We start from the raw sequence: 15,839 nt of genomic DNA on the forward strand, positions 1-15,839 counted from the left end.
GCCAACCAGGAGTTCCTCGTGACTACTACCACCGCCACCTCAGCCGCCGTGAGCAACCAGCCGCTGGCCGAACTCGACCCTGAAATCGCCGCCGTCCTGGCCCAGGAACTTGGCCGCCAGCGCGGCACCCTGGAAATGATCGCTTCCGAGAACTTCGCCCCGCGCGCCGTGATGGAAGCCCAGGGCTCCGTCCTGACCAACAAGTACGCCGAGGGCTACCCGGGACGCCGCTACTACGGCGGGTGTGAATACGTCGACGTCGCCGAGCAGCTCGCGATCGACCGCGTCAAGGAACTGTTCGGCGCCGAATACGCCAACGTGCAGCCGCACTCCGGCGCGCAGGCCAACGCCGCCGCGCTCGCCGCCATGATCACCCCGGGCGATAAGATCCTGGGCCTGTCCCTGGCCCACGGCGGGCACCTCACCCACGGCATGAAGCTGAACTTCTCCGGGAAGCTCTACAACGTCGCCGCCTACCAGGTCGAGGAAGATGACTTCCGGATCGACATGGACAAGCTGCGCGAGCAGGCCATCGCCGAAAAGCCCCAGGTGATCATCGCCGGCTGGTCCGCTTACCCGCGGCACCTCGATTTCGCGGCCTTCCGTTCGATCGCCGACGAGGTCGGCGCCCTGCTCTGGACCGACATGGCGCACTTCGCCGGCCTGGTCGCCGCTGGGCTGCACCCGAGCCCGGTCCCGTACTCCGACGTCGTGACCTCCACCGTGCACAAGACGCTGTCCGGTCCGCGCTCCGGCGTGATCCTGGCCAAGCAGGAGTGGGCCAAGAAGCTTAACTCCGCCGTGTTCCCCGGCCAGCAGGGCGGCCCGCTCATGCACGTGATCGCGGCGAAGGCCGTGGCCTTCAAGATCGCCGGCACGGAGGAATTCAAGGAGCGCCAGGAACGTGTGCTCGAAGGCGCCAAGATCATCGCCGAGCGCCTCGGCCAGGCCGACGTCGCCGGTGCGGGCGTCTCGGTCCTGACCGGGGGCACCGACGTGCACCTGGTCCTGGTGGACCTGCGCAACTCCCAGCTGGACGGCCAGCAGGCCGAGGACCTCCTGCACTCGATCGGCATCACCGTCAACCGCAACGCCGTGCCGTTCGATCCCCGCCCGCCGATGGTCACCTCCGGCCTGCGCATCGGCACACCGGCCCTGGCCACCCGCGGCTTCGGCGCCGAGGAATTCACCGAGGTGGCGGACATCATCGCCACGGCGCTGAAGTCCGGAGCTGCCACGGAGATCGAACCCCTGCAGGCCCGCGTGGACAAGCTCGCCGCCGATTTCCCGCTGTACCCGCAGCACGAGCAGTGGTAGGCCATGACTTCTTCGCACACCGCAAAAACGGCTGAAACTGCACGGATCCTTGACGGCAAGGCCACCGCCGCCGCCATCAAGGCCGAGCTGACCGAGCGCGTGGCAGTGCTCAAGGCCCAGGGCATCACGCCCGGGCTGGGCACCATCCTGGTGGGCTCCGATCCCGGCAGCACCTGGTACGTCGGCGGCAAACACAAGGACTGCGCCGAGGTGGGCATTACCTCCATCCGCCGCGACCTGCCGGAAGAGACCAGCCAGGACGAACTCCTGGCCGTGGTCCGCGAGCTCAACGAAAACCCGGAATGCACCGGCTACATCGTGCAGCTGCCCCTGCCCAAACACATCGACCAGGACGTCATCCTGGAGGCCATGGATCCCGAGAAGGACGCCGACGGCCTGCACCCGATGAACCTGGGCCGGCTCGTGGCCAACGTCAGCGGCCCCATGAAATCCCCGCTGCCGTGCACGCCCAAGGGCTGCGTGGAGCTGCTGACCCGGCATGGGATCGACCTGAACGGCAAGCGCGTCCTCGTGGTGGGCCGCGGCGTCACCATCGGCCGTCCCGTGGGTCTGCTGCTGACCCGGAAGGACGTCAATGCCACGGTCATCCTGGCGCACACCGGAACGGTGGACCTGCCGGCGGAACTGCGGCAGGCCGACGTCGTAATTGCCGCCGCCGGGCAGCCGCACATGATCAAGGCCGCGGACCTCAAGCCCGGGGCGATCGTGCTCGACGTCGGTGTCAGCCGGGTCGATGACGGCAGCGGCAAGGCAGTGGTCACCGGCGACGTGGACCCCGCTGCGGCCGACGTCGCCGCCTGGCTCTCGCCGAACCCCGGGGGAGTGGGGCCCATGACCCGCGCCATGCTGCTCGCCAACGTGGTGGAAACCGCGGAACGCCAATGGGCAGAGAAAAACCGCTGGGCAGAGGAACGCCGCCCGGGGCGCGACTAAGGCTCCCGCGGTGGTTGGGCCGGCTTTCGGCGGGCCCAACCACCGCAGGATTCCGCACGTTCTACCGCCGGCCGGCATAACGGAACGGATACGTCAGGAGTTTTTACGAAAAGACTCTTTCATAGTTTGCGGGGATCCACTACCGTGGTGCGGGTGTCCGAACTTGCCTCTAAAGAATCACGCGCGAGCAGCCCCTCCGACGCCGCTCTCCCATACGTCATCACTGCCGAGAACCTGACCAAACGTTACGGCGACGTCACCGCCGTCGACGGCATCTCCTTCCGCGTTCCCGCCGGGGAAGCGTTCGGCCTGCTGGGCCCCAACGGCGCCGGCAAGTCCACCACGATGAAGATGATCGGCGGGGTCTCGCAGCGCACCTCCGGCAGCCTGAACATCATGGGCCTGGACCCCGAGCAGCACGGGCCGGAGGTCCGCGCCCACCTCGGCGTCGTGCCGCAGCAGGACAACCTGGACGAGGAACTGAAAGTCCGGGACAACCTGCTGGTCTACGGCCGCTATTTCGGCCTGCCCATGAGCTACCTCAAACCCAAGGCCGACGAGCTGCTGGAATTCGCCCAGCTCACCGACAAGGCCAACTCCAAGGTCGATGCCCTCTCCGGCGGCATGAAGCGGCGCCTGACAATCGCCCGCTCGCTCATCAACGAGCCCCGGATCCTGCTGCTGGACGAGCCGACGACCGGCCTTGACCCGCAGGCCCGGCACATCCTCTGGGACCGGCTGTTCCGGCTCAAGGAACAGGGCGTCACCCTGATCCTCACCACGCACTACATGGACGAGGCCGAGCAGCTGTGCGACCGGCTGATTGTGGTGGACAAGGGCAGGATCATGGCCGAGGGATCGCCGGCCAGCCTGATCCGCGAATACTCCACCCGCGAGGTCCTGGAACTGCGCTTCGGCTCGGAACGCAACGCGAGCGTCGGCGCGGAGCTCGGCGGCATCGGCGAACGCGTGGAAACCCTGCCGGACCGGGTGCTTATCTACGCCCACGACGGCGAGGCCGCCCTGGAGCAGGTCACCGCCCGCGGCCTGCGTCCGGTCACCTCACTGGTCCGCCGCTCCTCACTCGAAGACGTCTTCCTGCGCCTGACCGGCAGGAGCCTCGTTGACTAAGAAAGAGCAGCTGGCTAAGCCAATTCAGGCAGCGGGCACGACGGCGGGCGCCGCGGCGGCGGGGACGGCCCTGCGCGCGCACTCGCCGGAAGTCTCGGCCGCCCGTGCCCGCCGCTGGGGCGCGTTCTACTACGCCGAACAGGTCCTGCGGGTCATGAAGGGCTACGGCTGGACCATCGTGATGTACGGCGTGGGACAGCCGGTGGCCTACCTGTTCGCGATGGGCGTTGGCCTGGCCACCCTGGTCGAGTCCAACGGCACCGGCGTCTTCGGCGGGGTCAGCTACCTGACGTTCATCGCGCCGGCCCTGCTGATCTCGGCCGCCGTCATGACGGCCGCCAACGAGTTCACCTTCCCCGTGATGGACGGCTTCAAGTGGCGGCGCGTCTACTACGGCCCGCACGCCTCACCGCTGACTCCCGAGCAGATCGCCGGCGGCCAGATCATCGCCGTGACGGTGCGCTTCCTGCTGCAGTCGGCCATCTACTTCGCCGTCGTCGCGCTCTTCGGCGCCTCGCCCGGCGCCTGGGGCTGGGTGTCGATCCTCATCGCCACCCTCGCCGGCCTGTCCTTCGGCCTGCCGCTCATGGCCTACGCGGCCACCATCCAGCACGACAAGGGCCAGTTCGCCATGGTCATGCGGTTCATCGTCATGCCGTTGTTCCTGTTCTCCGGCACGTTCTTCCCGCTGGAGACGCTCCCGCTCGCAGTCCGCTGGATCGGCTGGATCTCACCGATCTGGCACGGAACCGAGCTTGGCCGCGTGGTCAGCTACGGGTACGAGGAAGAGCCGTGGCTCACCGTCGTCCACATCCTCTTCCTGCTGGGCCTGGCGGCTGCCGGCTGGATCCTGACAAAACGCCAGTTCGCCAAAAGGATGGCCTCATGAGCGTCCTGACGGGAAGTTTCAACACAGGGGACCACAGCGTCACCGAAGCCGCGCGCCGCCGCCGCTTCGGGCCCATCTACTCCCGCAACGTCCGCGCCGTCGTCGCCCGCGGGCTCATGGCCACCAAGAGCAGCAACTGGATGGTCATGGTCTCCGGGTTCTTCGAACCCGTGCTGTACCTGATCTCCATGGGCGTGGGCCTGGGCGCCATTGTCGGGTCGGTCCAGGGCCCGGGCGGGCAGGAAATCAGCTACGCCGCGTACATCGCGCCGGCGCTGCTGGCCGTGTCCGCCATGAACGGCGCCGTCTACGACTCCACGTGGAACGTCTTCTTCAAGATGAACTTCGCCAAGCTGTACCAGGGCATGCTCTACACCTCGCTGGGGCCGCTGGATGTCGCCATGGGCGAAATCTTCCTCGCCCTGCTGCGCGGGGCCATGTACGCGACCGGCTTCACGGCCGTCATGGGCCTGATGGGCCTCATCACCACGCCGTGGGCCATCCTGATGATCCCGGCCTCGGTGCTGATCGCGTTCGGCTTCGCGAGCTTCGGCATGGGGATCACGAGCTACATGAAGACATTCCAGCAAATGGACTGGATCAACTTCGTCATGCTGCCGATGTTCCTCTTCAGTGCCACGTTCTACCCGCTCAGCGTCTACCCGCAGTCCATCCAGTGGCTGATCCAGGCCATGCCGCTGTGGCACGGCGTGGAACTGCTGCGCCAGATCAGCGTGGGGGTGTTCACCCCGGCCACCGCCGTGCACATCGGCTACTACCTCGTCATGATTGCCCTCGGCGTCCTGCTCACCACGAGCCGGCTGCGCAAACTGTTCCTCAAGTAGCCGTCCTTCCAAAAAGGAGACCCCATGATCGGAAAATGGCAGGCCCTCGTCATCGACTGCGAGGACCCGGACAAGCTCGCCGGCTTTTACCAGGAGCTGCTGGGGATGATCCGGGTGCAGGAGGACGAGGAATGGATTTCGATCGGCGACGCCGCCGACCGTCCCGCCGTCGCCTTCCAGCGGGTGGAACGGCTGGTCCGCCCGCAGTGGCCCGACGCCGAGCACCCGCAGCAGATGCACGTGGACGTGCTCGTCGGGGACCTCGACGCCGCCGAAGCCGAGGTGCTCCGGCTCGGCGCCACCAGCCTCGACGCCGGGACGGAAACCTTCCGGGTCTACACGGACCCCAGCGGCCACCCGTTCTGCCTGGTCCTGACCTAAACGCTGGTCCTGACCTAGGCCGGGCGCCGGGGCGGCGTTCGCCCGGGGTGGAAGCGCAACGGGCGGCCGGCCCCGTTTGCGATAATGGGCTCATGCAATCTCTGGGTAGCTCCTCGTCCACGTCCAACGACACCACGGCCCGCGGCCGGTTTTCCATGTTCCGCATCAGCGGGCCGGGGCTGCTGGTCTTCATCATCGCGTTCGTGGTGGCCGTGATCTTCGCGGCCAACCAGAACGATGTCGTGGGCTGGATCGTGGCGATCATCGCCGGCTTCTGGCTGGCGCTGGCCTCCTTCGTCGTGTTCAGCATCCAGAAGGCCGCCAAGAAGGCCGGGGCCAGGCTGAACGAGGCCCAGAACGCGTTCAACGCCGCAGCGGGCCGGCCGCCCGCGGCAGGCAGCGCGGACCACGGCGGAACCCGCGTGGTGAGCGAAAGCCGCGCAGCGGACAGCGTCCGCGACATGAAGCTGGACCACTCCTTCAAGATTGTCCAGGTCCAGGTCCGGGTGGTCGAGCAGGAGCGGGCGAAGGGCGACGCGGCGGACCGCGACACGATCAGCCGCGCCCTGGAGACCATCGAGATCACCGCCACCAACGCGCGGGACATGATCAAATCCTCGGGCGGCGATGACGCTCCCGTCAGCGGAACCATCATCGACTAGAGTGGATCGGGTGAGCTCGGCATTGAAGAAGGACCACCTTCGCATCGCGTCAGTCAACGTCAACGGCCTCCGTGCCGCCTACAAGAAGGGCATGGCGGAGTGGCTTGAGCCGCGCGAGGTGGACATCCTGTGCCTCCAGGAGGTCCGCGCGCCGGACGCGATCGTCGAGGAACAGCTCGGCGAGGGCTGGTACATTCTCCATGCCGAGGCCGAGGCCAAAGGCCGGGCCGGCGTTGCCATTGCCTCCCGGGAAGAGCCCCTGGCCACCCGGGTGGGGATCGGCGATGACTTCTTCGCCACGGCCGGACGCTGGGTCGAGGCGGACTACATCGTGCGGGACGCGGACGGGCAGGCTTCACAGATGACCGTCGTGAGCGCCTACGTGCACTCGGGCGAGGCCGGCACTCCCAAGCAGGACGACAAATTCCGTTTCCTCGACGTCATGGCCCAGCGGCTGCCCGAACTCGCCAAGCACAGTGACCACGCGCTGGTGGTGGGCGACCTCAACGTCGGCCACACGGAGCTGGACATCAGGAACTGGAAGGGCAACGTCAAACGTGCCGGCTTCCTGCCGGAAGAGCGGGCCTATTTTGACCGCTTCTTCGGCGAGGAAATCGGCTGGAAGGATGTTCACAGGGGCCTGGCGGGTAACGTCGACGGCCCCTACACTTGGTGGTCGCAACGGGGCCAGGCCTTCGACAACGACACCGGCTGGCGCATCGACTACCACATGGCCACGCCCGCTCTCGCTGCTGCCGCAGTGTCAGCCGTTGTTGACCGGGCAGCGTCCTGGGACACACGCTTCTCCGACCACGCCCCGCTGGTAGTGGACTACCGGCTCTAGTCTTAAGGCTTCCACGAATGACCACCACTTCAACTGCGACCACTGTGGCCCAGGCCGGCGTCGCCCCCGACGCTCAGACTGCCACCGCGAAGGACGCCTCTGCGGCCACCGCGGCCCGGCACCGCATCCTCTCCGGCATGCAGCCTTCCGCCGACTCCCTGCACCTGGGCAACTACCTCGGCGCCCTCGTGAACTGGGTCCGGATGCAGGACGAGTACGACGCCGTCTTCTTCATCCCTGACCTGCACGCGATCACCGTTCCGCAGGATCCGGCCGAGCTGGCGCACCGCACCCGGGTCACGGCCGCGCAGTACATTGCCGGCGGCGTCGACGTCGACAAGTGCACGCTCTTCGTCCAGTCCCAGGTTCCCGAGCACGCCCAGTTGGCGTGGGTCCTGAACTGCATCACTGGCTTCGGCGAGGCGTCCCGGATGACCCAGTTCAAGGACAAGGCGCACAAACAGGGATCAGACCACGCCAGCGTCGGGCTGTTCACCTACCCCATCCTGCAGGCAGCGGACATCCTGCTGTACCAGCCGCACGGTGTCCCCGTCGGTGAGGACCAGCGCCAGCACGTGGAACTCAGCCGTGACCTGGCCCAGCGGTTCAACTCCCGCTTCGGCGACACGTTCACGGTGCCGCAGCCCTTCATCCAGAGGGAATCCGCGAAGATCTACGATCTGCAGCACCCCACCGCCAAGATGTCCAAGTCTGCGGAGTCGCCGGCGGGGCTGATCAACCTGCTGGACGAGCCCAAGGTCACGGCCAAACGGATCAAGTCCGCCGTGACGGACACGGAGACCGAAATCCGGTTCGACCGGGAGGCGAAGCCGGGCGTGTCCAACCTGCTGACCATCTACTCCTCGATCACCGGGCAAAGCGTCGACGCCCTCGTCACCGCCTATGAGGGAAAGATGTACGGCCACCTGAAGGCGGACCTCGCCGAGGTGGTCACGGAGCACCTGACCCCGATCCGGAACCGGGCCAAGGAGCTGCTGGACGATCCCGCGGAGCTGGACCGGCTGCTGGGCCTCGGCGCGGACAAGGCCCGGGAGATTGCCTCGCTGACCCTGCGCGACGTCTACGCCAAGGTGGGTTTCCTGCCCTACGCCGGCGCCCAGGGAGTCCGCTAGGTCAATGTCCTCCGTCAGCAAAGTCACCGCGAAAGCCGCCACGTCGAACGGACAGCGCAGCGAAGGCATCAGCATCGGTGTGATCCTGAGGTTCCCGGCGGACATCGCCGAGGAGCTCCAGCGCTGGCGGGCATCCTTCGGGGATCCCATGGCCGCCGTCGTCCCGGCCCACATCACTCTGGTCACCACCACCATGACGAAGGACTGGGCCGCGACCCAACGCCATGTCCGGGACGTGGCACGGCGGCAGGAGCCCTTCACTGTGACCATCGCAGGGACCGGGTCTTTCCGGCCGGTGTCCCCGGTGGTCTTCCTGAACGTAGAGGACGGCTTCGGGGACTGCGTGAACCTGCACCGCCAGCTGCAGTCCGGCCCGCTGGAGCGGGAACTGCCGTTCGGCTACCACCCGCACGTCACCGTGGCCCACGATGTCGCCCCGGAAAGCCTCGACGAGGCCGAAACGGTCCTGAAGGATTACAGGGCCACGTTTCCTGTGGCTAGCATGGGACTTTACGAGCACGATGACAACGGCATCTGGCAGCTACGGGAAGAGCTTGATTTTGGGACCAAACCTGACCACGACAGAGGCCCGGACGGCACCGCCGGCGCCCGATAAGCCGCCGCTCCCCACCGATCTGGCCGGGCTGAAACTGGAAGTCATCCGCAAGAGGGTCGAATGGGGCCGGGCCCGGCGCTCCGGCGGCGGCATGGTCGCGTCTCTGATCGCGATGATGAACTGGCTCCTGGCCCGGCTGAATATGCTGCTGCCCCTGCGCGCATACTCGCACTACCTGCGTCAGCGTGGCCCGCTGTTGAGTGCCGGCATCGGCTTCCGGATGTTTTTCTCCATCACGGGCCTGTTGGCCACTGGCTTGTCCTTGGCCGGCCTCGTGCTCAGCGACCACCCGGCCCTGCTGGACCAGGTCATCAGGAGTGTGGCCGCCGCCGCGCCGGGCCTGCTGCAGGTCGACGGCAGCGAGGGGCTGGTTGACCCCTATGCGCTGCTGAACCCCACCAGCCTGGGTTGGGCCGCCGGGATCGCCGCCGTGGTGACGGTGTTCACGTCCCTGGGCTGGATCAGCGGCATCCGCGACGGCATGCGGAGCATGATGCAGCTCGGCCCCTTGGTGATGAATCCGATCCTGCAGATACTCAAGGACGTCGGCACGCTGCTGCTGATGGGGTTGGCCCTGGTAGTCAGCTCCGCGGCCTCGCTGATCTTCGGCACGGCCGCCGGATGGGTTACCGAGCAGCTGGGCCTCGAGCCGCTAGTTGCCGGGCCGCTGACGACCTCCGTCACGATCCTCGTCCCGCTGCTGCTCGGCTGGGGCACCGCCCTGATCATGTACCGGGTGGCCGCCGGGCTGAAGCCGACCCGGCGCTCCCTGCTGGAAGGGACCACTCTCGCCGCGGTGGGCACCACCATCCTCCAGATCTTCAGCACCCAGCTGCTGGCCAGCGCCGGCAAGAACCCCATTCTGGCGCCCTTCGCCATCATCATCGGCCTACTGATCTGGTTCAACCTGGTCAGCCAGGTCTACGTGATCTGCGCCGCGTGGGTGGCGATCCGGGAGGAGGACCTCAAGGCCGGGCCCGCCGCCGCGACCACCGGCTGGGGTGCCCGGCGCGTCCAGCCGGGTAAAACCCCGGTCGAGCAGCGGGTCCGCCGCAGGCCGCTGGCCGCCGCGTTCAGGCGTCGAGGTACTGGTCGGCCCACGCCGAAATAATCCTCGCCGCACGGGCCGCCTGGCCTTTGCCGGTCAGGAGATGGTCGCTGCCCTCCAGCGAGACGAAGCTGCGCGGGTGGCGTGCCGTCTGGAAGATGGTGCTGGCGTTTTCGATCCCGACCGTATTGTCGGTGGGGGAGTGCAGCACCATGAGTGGCTTGTGCAGCTGCCGGATGCAGTCCGTCAGGTCCGCGTTCTCGAGATCCTCGACGAAGTGCCGGCGGATCTCCACCCGCTTGCCGCCGAGATCCACCTCGGCGCTTCCCTCGCTCAGGATGCGGTCCAGGGCCGCGTCAAAGACGTGGGCCACGTGCTTGGGGGAGAAGGGGGCACCCACGGTGGCCACGGCCCTCAGCTCCGGGATCTGCCGCGCGGCGGACAGGACGGCCGCGCCGCCAAACGAGTGGCCCACCAGCAGGGAAACCCGCCGGTCTGAGTCCCGCATGAATTCGGCGGCCTTGACGGTGTCGGCCACCTTGTGGCTGAAGGACCCCTCCGACCACATTCCCGCCGACTCTCCGAGCCCCACGTTGTCGAACCGGAGCATGCCCACGCCGTTGTCCGCCAGGGCCTTGCACATCCGCGACGCCGAGGGGCTGTCCTTGCCCAGGGTGAAGCCGTGCGAGAACACACCCCAGCCCTTGACCGGGCCCTCCGGCAGGTCCAGCACGCCGGAGAGCCGCTCGCCGGTGGAACCCAGGAACGAGACTTTTTCTGAGTGGGACAAAGTGTCCCCTTTCGTGTGAGGGCGAATCATTGAGGGCCGAAACGACGGCGGCGCCCCCACCCGGAAGGTGAGAGGCGCCGTCGTCGGTAACTACTGAAGGTGAAGCCGGTAATGCGGGCCGGGGAACCGGTCCTTAGACCTTGCGGGACAGGATGGCCTGCTTGACCTCAGCGATCGCCTGCGTGACCTGGATGCCGCGGGGGCATGCTTCGGTGCAGTTGAAGGTGGTGCGGCAGCGCCACACGCCTTCCTTGTCGTTGAGGATCTCCAGGCGCATGTCGCCGGCGTCATCACGGGAATCGAAGATGAAGCGGTGCGCGTTGACGATCGCCGCCGGGCCGAAGTACTGCCCGTCGGTCCAGAACACCGGGCAGGACGAGGTGCACGCGGCGCACAGGATGCACTTGGTGGTGTCATCGAACCGTTCGCGGTCCTCGGCGGACTGCAGGCGTTCCTTGGTGGGCTCGTGGCCACGGTTGATCAGGAAGGGCATGACTTCGCGGAAGGACTGGAAGAACGGCTCCATGTCCACGATCAGGTCCTTCTCCACCGGCAGGCCCTTGATGGGCTCGACCGTGATGGGCTTGGACGTGTCCAGGTCCTTCAGAAGGGTCTTGCAGGCGAGGCGGTTGCGGCCGTTGATGCGCATGGCATCGGAACCGCAGACGCCGTGGGCGCAGGAACGGCGGAAGGAGACGCTGCCGTCCATCTCCCACTTGATCTTGTGCAGGGCGTCCAGGACACGGTCGGTGCCGTACATGGTGACCTTGAAGTCATCCCACGTGGCGTCCTCGGAGACCTCGGGGTTGTAGCGGCGCACACGCAGGGTGACGTCGAAGGACGGGATTTCCCCGCCCCCGCCGACGCCGGCGGGCAGGTCGATCTTGGATGCTGGCTCAGCGAGTTCAGCGCTCATCTTAGTACTTCCTCACCATCGGCTCGTAGCGCGTAAAGACCACCGGTTTGGTGGCAAGCCGGATGCCGGCAATCGACTCGGCGGAACCGTCCGCCGGGGCGTGGTCATCCTTGTACGCCATGGAGTGCTTCATGAATTTTTCGTCGTCGCGCTCGGGGAAGTCCTCGCGGAAGTGGCCGCCGCGGGATTCCTCGCGGTGCAGGGCCGCCACGGTCATGACCTTGGCGAGCTCGAGCAGGAAGCCCAGCTCGACGGCCTCGAGCAGGTCCAGGTTGAAGCGCTTGCCCTTGTCCTGGACGCTGATGCGCTGGTACCGCTCCTCGAAGGAGGCAATGTCCTTCAGGACCTGGTTCAGCGTGTCGGCGGTGCGGAACACCTGCATGTTGGCGTCCATGGTGTCCTGCAGTTCCTTGCGGATCGCAGCGACCTTCTCGGTGCCGTCAGAGGTGCGGACGTGGTCCAGCAGGTTCAGCGTGTAGGCCTCCGGGTCAACGGGGAGCTCCACGAAGTCGGCGGTCTTGGCGTACTCGGCGGCGGCGATGCCGGCGCGCTTGCCGAACACGTTGATGTCCAGCAGCGAGTTGGTGCCCAGACGGTTGGAGCCGTGGACGGAGACGCAGGCGACCTCGCCGGCGGCGTAGAGGCCCGGGACCACCGTGTCGTTGTCCTGGAGGACCTCGGCGCTGATGTTCGTGGGGATGCCGCCCATGGCGTAGTGCGCCGTCGGGAACACCGGAACCGGCTCCGTGTACGGCTCCACACCCAGGTAGGTGCGGGCGAACTCGGTGATGTCCGGCAGCTTGGCATCGATGTGCGCAGGCTCAAGGTGCGTCAGGTCCAGGAGGACGTAGTCCTTGTTCGGGCCGCAGCCGCGTCCCTCACGGACTTCGTTGGCCATGGAGCGGGCCACGATGTCGCGCGGGGCGAGGTCCTTGATGGTGGGCGCATAGCGCTCCATGAAGCGTTCACCCTCGGAGTTGCGCAGGATCGCGCCTTCGCCGCGGGCGGCCTCGGAGAGCAGGATGCCCAGGCCGGCCAGGCCGGTCGGGTGGAACTGGAAGAATTCCATGTCCTCCAGGGGGATGCCCCGGCGGAACGCGATGCCCATGCCGTCACCGGTCAGGGTGTGGGCGTTGGAGGTGGTCTTGAAGACCTTGCCGGCGCCGCCGGAGGCGAACACCACGGACTTGGCCTGGAAGACGTGCAGCTCGCCGGAGGCGAGGTCGTAGGACACGACGCCGGCGACGCGCTTCTGCTTGTACGGCGTGCCGTCCTCGCGGACGGCGTCCTCTTCGACGGTCAGCAGGTCCAGGACGTAGTACTCGTTGTAGAACTCGACGTTGTGCTTGACGCAGTTCTGGTAAAGGGTCTGCAGGATCATGTGGCCGGTGCGGTCGGCGGCGTAGCAGGCGCGGCGGACCGGTGCCTTGCCGTGGTCGCGGGTGTGGCCACCGAAGCGGCGCTGGTCAATGCGGCCCTCGGGCGTGCGGTTGAACGGCAGGCCCATCTTTTCCAGATCCAGGACGGCGTCGATCGCTTCCTTCGCCATGACCTCGGCGGCGTCCTGGTCAACCAGGTAGTCGCCGCCCTTGATGGTGTCGAAGGTGTGCCACTCCCAGTTGTCTTCCTCGACGTTGGCCAGGGCTGCACACATGCCGCCCTGCGCCGCGCCGGTGTGGGACCGCGTGGGGTACAGCTTGGTCAGTACTGCTGTTCGGGCGCGCTGACCTGATTCGATCGCCGCGCGCATCCCGGCGCCACCGGCACCGACGATCACGACGTCGTACTTATGGACCTGCATACCAGACGCTCTTTCTCTCAAAATTCGCTATAAACCACCGGCAGGCCGCGCCTGCCCGGTGAAGTCTCGTGCAATCTGCGCCTGCGCTCGGCAGGCAAGATCAGTTGCCGTGACGGACCGCGGATTCCTGCCCGGACGGGCTGCTGTCCGCGGCGGTTCCGCCGCTACGGCTGAACCATTACGGCTGCGCCGCTAAGGCGCGGGGCAGAAACCGCCGGGAAGCTGGACGCCGTTGGCCACGGGGCACGGATTGAACGTGAAGATGACCAGGGTGCCCAGGATGATGATGACCGTGGTGGCCGCGTAGAGCACAATCTTCAGCCAAAGGCGCGTTGCGTCCTTCTCGGCGTAGTCATTGATGATCGTGCGGACGCCGTTGGTGCCGTGCAGCATGGCGAGCCACAGCATGGCCAGGTCCCAGACCTGCCAGAACGGGTCGGCCCACTTGCCGGCCACAAAGCCGAAGTCGATCGCGTGGATGCCCTCGCCGACCAGCAGGTTCACTGTCAGGTGGCCGAAGATCAGCACCACCAGCACGACGCCGGAGAGGCGCATGAAGAGCCACGCGAGCATCTCGAAGTTGCCCTTGGAACCGCCAGTGCGGCGGTACTTGGGCTGGATCTTGCCGCTACTGGGTTTTCCACTGCTGGGTTTTCCGCTGCGCGGACTCTGAATGGTTGCAGTCATGGCTTAGTGACCTCCAAGGGCGAGGGACAGGTGGCGGATGGAGAAGCCGACCATGACGACGACCCAGAGGCCCAGGACCGTCCAGAGCATCTGACGCTGGTACTTGGCACCCTTCTTCCAGAAGTCGACGGCGATGATCCGCAGGCCGTTGAAGGCGTGGAACACGATCGCCGCGACAAGGCCCGTTTCACCCAGGGCCATGAGGGGGTTCTTGTAGGCACCAATCACTGCGGTGTAGGCCTCGGGGGACACACGCACCAATGAGGTGTCCAGCACGTGGACCAACAAGAAGAAGAAAATCACTACACCGGTAATGCGGTGTCCAACCCAGGACCACATGCCTTCACGGCCGCGGTACAAGGTGCCAGCTGGTTTTGTCGGCACTGAATAAACCTCCCTGCAACACAGCGGCGCTGGCATGGGATCCACGCGGGGGGAACGCCTGCTGCGAGAGCACTCGTAAGCTCAAGCCTAAATCTAGGCTTCGCTAACAGCTTATTCAATTTGGGAACTCCTTGTTGACCGGCCCCGGCGCGGTTTTGCGTTTGTTTTGAGACGAACGCCACATTTGGCTGTGGTCGCAGGTGCCTGTAGGGCCGGATCCCGGCTCAATTCGGACCGAATTGGCCGCCGTCGGCTAAAGTAGCCGTGATGACTACAGACAAAGTGACAAGCCAGGATTCACCGCTGGACCGTTTTATTGCGGTCATTCCGGCGGGCGGAGTGGGGACCCGCCTCTGGCCCCTGTCACGGGCAGCAGCCCCGAAATTCCTTCACGACCTCACCGGTTCGGGCAGCACTCTGCTGCGCGCGACCTATGACCGCCTCCAGCCCGTCGCCGGCAAGCACGTGCTGGTGGTGACCGGCTCCGCCCACAGGGCAGCCGTCTGCCGCCAGCTGCCTGAGGTCCTGGAAGCCGACCTCGTCCTGGAGAGCGAACCCAAAGACTCCGGTGCTGCGATCGGCCTCGCCGCGGCCATCCTCCACGAGCGGGACCCGGACATCATCATGGGCTCGTTCGCCGCGGACCAGGTCATCAGCCCGGATGACCTCTTCCAAGACGCGGTCCGTGAGGCCGTCTACACCGCGGCCGCGGGCAAGATCGTCACCATCGGCATCAAGCCGACCCATCCCTCCACCGGATTCGGCTACATCCGGTCCGGCGCGAACCTCCACATCCCGGACGCGCCCAGTGCGCAGTCCGTGGTGGAGTTCGTGGAGAAGCCCAGCGAGGAAGTGGCCCAGGAGTACGTCGACAGCGGCGAATATGTCTGGAACGCGGGTATGTTCGTGGCCCCGGTCTCGCTGATGCTCAAGCACCTCGAAGCCAACCAGCCCGAGCTCTTCGCCGGACTCCAGGAGATCGCCAAGGCCTGGGACACTCCGGAACGCGACGCCGTCACGGCCCGGGTGTGGCCCACGCTGCCCAAGATCGCTATTGACTACGCCGTCGCCGAGCCCGCCGCCGCCGCCGGCGACGTCGCCGTGGTGCCCGGAACGTTCCTCTGGGACGACGTCGGGGACTTCGCCTCCGTGGGCCGGCTCAACAGCGCCAAGGAAGTCGACGAGGTCACGGTCCTGGGCGAGGGCGCACGCGTCTTCACCGAGAACGCGAGCGGCGTGGTGGTCTCCGATACCAAGCGGGTGATCGCCCTGATCGGCATCAAGGACGTCGTGATCGTTGACACCCCGGACGCCCTGCTGGTCACCACCAAGGAACACTCGCAGCGGGTCAAGCAGGCCGTGGATGCCATCAAGGCCAAGGGCGACACCGACGTCCTGTAGCCGGAGCAGAGCGGATCACGGCCTGTGCAATGTTCAGCAA

Annotated in this window: 17 protein-coding genes; 12 read left to right on the top strand and 5 right to left on the bottom strand. The window is 66.5% G+C overall.

Annotated features, from left to right (window positions below):
* Nucleotides 1-18 precede the first annotated feature (18 nt).
* From glyA to AC1DRO_RS07445, 11 genes are all read left to right on the top strand, one after another.
* Nucleotides 19-1,317 carry a serine hydroxymethyltransferase gene (gene glyA, locus AC1DRO_RS07395; protein WP_459384157.1) on the top strand — a complete coding sequence of 433 codons (1,299 nt, stop codon included), beginning with the start codon at nucleotides 19-21 and terminating at the stop codon, nucleotides 1,315-1,317.
* 3 nt (nucleotides 1,318-1,320) lie between these two features.
* Entirely contained in the window at nucleotides 1,321-2,271 is a 951-nt protein-coding gene (locus AC1DRO_RS07400; protein WP_476950369.1) for a bifunctional methylenetetrahydrofolate dehydrogenase/methenyltetrahydrofolate cyclohydrolase, read from the top strand.
* Nucleotides 2,272-2,424: 153 nt separating this feature from the next.
* Nucleotides 2,425-3,402, top strand: a complete 978-nt coding sequence (locus tag AC1DRO_RS07405) for an ABC transporter ATP-binding protein (protein WP_043436284.1) — start codon at nucleotides 2,425-2,427, stop codon at nucleotides 3,400-3,402.
* A gap of 10 nt (nucleotides 3,403-3,412) precedes the next feature.
* Nucleotides 3,413-4,291 carry an ABC transporter permease gene (locus AC1DRO_RS07410; RefSeq protein WP_476950475.1) on the top strand — a complete coding sequence of 293 codons (879 nt, stop codon included), beginning with the start codon at nucleotides 3,413-3,415 and terminating at the stop codon, nucleotides 4,289-4,291.
* Nucleotides 4,288-5,136 carry an ABC transporter permease gene (locus tag AC1DRO_RS07415; RefSeq protein ID WP_079553256.1) on the top strand — a complete coding sequence of 283 codons (849 nt, stop codon included), beginning with the start codon at nucleotides 4,288-4,290 and terminating at the stop codon, nucleotides 5,134-5,136. Before AC1DRO_RS07410 ends, AC1DRO_RS07415 begins: the two co-directional genes overlap by 4 nt.
* Nucleotides 5,137-5,160: 24 nt before the next feature.
* A complete protein-coding gene (locus AC1DRO_RS07420; protein ID WP_230009984.1) occupies nucleotides 5,161-5,517 on the top strand; it encodes a VOC family protein in 357 nt (118 codons plus the stop codon).
* A gap of 92 nt (nucleotides 5,518-5,609) precedes the next feature.
* Nucleotides 5,610-6,179 carry a hypothetical protein gene (locus AC1DRO_RS07425; protein ID WP_476950370.1) on the top strand — a complete coding sequence of 190 codons (570 nt, stop codon included), beginning with the start codon at nucleotides 5,610-5,612 and terminating at the stop codon, nucleotides 6,177-6,179.
* A 10-nt stretch (nucleotides 6,180-6,189) separates the two neighbouring features.
* A complete protein-coding gene (locus tag AC1DRO_RS07430; protein WP_476950371.1) occupies nucleotides 6,190-7,023 on the top strand; it encodes an exodeoxyribonuclease III in 834 nt (277 codons plus the stop codon).
* 17 nt (nucleotides 7,024-7,040) lie between these two features.
* The gene (gene trpS / locus AC1DRO_RS07435) at nucleotides 7,041-8,156 is read left to right on the top strand and encodes a tryptophan--tRNA ligase (protein ID WP_476950372.1); all 1,116 of its coding nucleotides are present in this window, start codon (nucleotides 7,041-7,043) and stop codon (nucleotides 8,154-8,156) included.
* Nucleotides 8,157-8,160: 4 nt separating this feature from the next.
* Nucleotides 8,161-8,772, top strand: a complete 612-nt coding sequence (locus tag AC1DRO_RS07440; RefSeq protein ID WP_223914197.1) for a 2'-5' RNA ligase family protein — start codon at nucleotides 8,161-8,163, stop codon at nucleotides 8,770-8,772.
* Nucleotides 8,717-9,883 carry a YihY/virulence factor BrkB family protein gene (locus tag AC1DRO_RS07445; RefSeq protein ID WP_476950476.1) on the top strand — a complete coding sequence of 389 codons (1,167 nt, stop codon included), beginning with the start codon at nucleotides 8,717-8,719 and terminating at the stop codon, nucleotides 9,881-9,883. Before AC1DRO_RS07440 ends, AC1DRO_RS07445 begins: the two co-directional genes overlap by 56 nt.
* Here AC1DRO_RS07445 and AC1DRO_RS07450 read toward each other — a convergent pair.
* From AC1DRO_RS07450 to sdhC, 5 genes are all read right to left on the bottom strand, one after another.
* Complete coding sequence (locus AC1DRO_RS07450; protein WP_476950373.1) at nucleotides 9,846-10,610, bottom strand: alpha/beta hydrolase family protein; 765 nt, start codon at nucleotides 10,608-10,610, stop codon at nucleotides 9,846-9,848. The genes AC1DRO_RS07445 and AC1DRO_RS07450 overlap by 38 nt on opposite strands.
* Nucleotides 10,611-10,743: 133 nt before the next feature.
* A complete protein-coding gene (locus tag AC1DRO_RS07455; protein ID WP_476950374.1) occupies nucleotides 10,744-11,526 on the bottom strand; it encodes a succinate dehydrogenase iron-sulfur subunit in 783 nt (260 codons plus the stop codon).
* A 1-nt stretch (nucleotide 11,527) separates the two neighbouring features.
* The gene (gene sdhA, locus AC1DRO_RS07460) at nucleotides 11,528-13,327 is read right to left on the bottom strand and encodes a succinate dehydrogenase flavoprotein subunit (protein WP_028277340.1); all 1,800 of its coding nucleotides are present in this window, start codon (nucleotides 13,325-13,327) and stop codon (nucleotides 11,528-11,530) included.
* Nucleotides 13,328-13,519: 192 nt separating this feature from the next.
* Nucleotides 13,520-14,014, bottom strand: coding sequence for a succinate dehydrogenase hydrophobic membrane anchor subunit (locus AC1DRO_RS07465; protein ID WP_476950375.1), 495 nt, complete (start codon nucleotides 14,012-14,014; stop codon nucleotides 13,520-13,522).
* Between the two features lie 3 nt (nucleotides 14,015-14,017).
* The gene (gene sdhC / locus AC1DRO_RS07470) at nucleotides 14,018-14,398 is read right to left on the bottom strand and encodes a succinate dehydrogenase, cytochrome b556 subunit (RefSeq protein WP_079553238.1); all 381 of its coding nucleotides are present in this window, start codon (nucleotides 14,396-14,398) and stop codon (nucleotides 14,018-14,020) included.
* 267 nt (nucleotides 14,399-14,665) lie between these two features.
* Here sdhC and AC1DRO_RS07475 point away from each other — a divergent pair, with 267 nt between their 5' ends.
* The gene (locus tag AC1DRO_RS07475; RefSeq protein WP_026537818.1) at nucleotides 14,666-15,799 is read left to right on the top strand and encodes a mannose-1-phosphate guanylyltransferase; all 1,134 of its coding nucleotides are present in this window, start codon (nucleotides 14,666-14,668) and stop codon (nucleotides 15,797-15,799) included.
* The last annotated feature ends 40 nt before the right edge of the window (nucleotides 15,800-15,839 follow it).

This window comes from Arthrobacter sp. P4_F11, assembly GCF_056401395.1.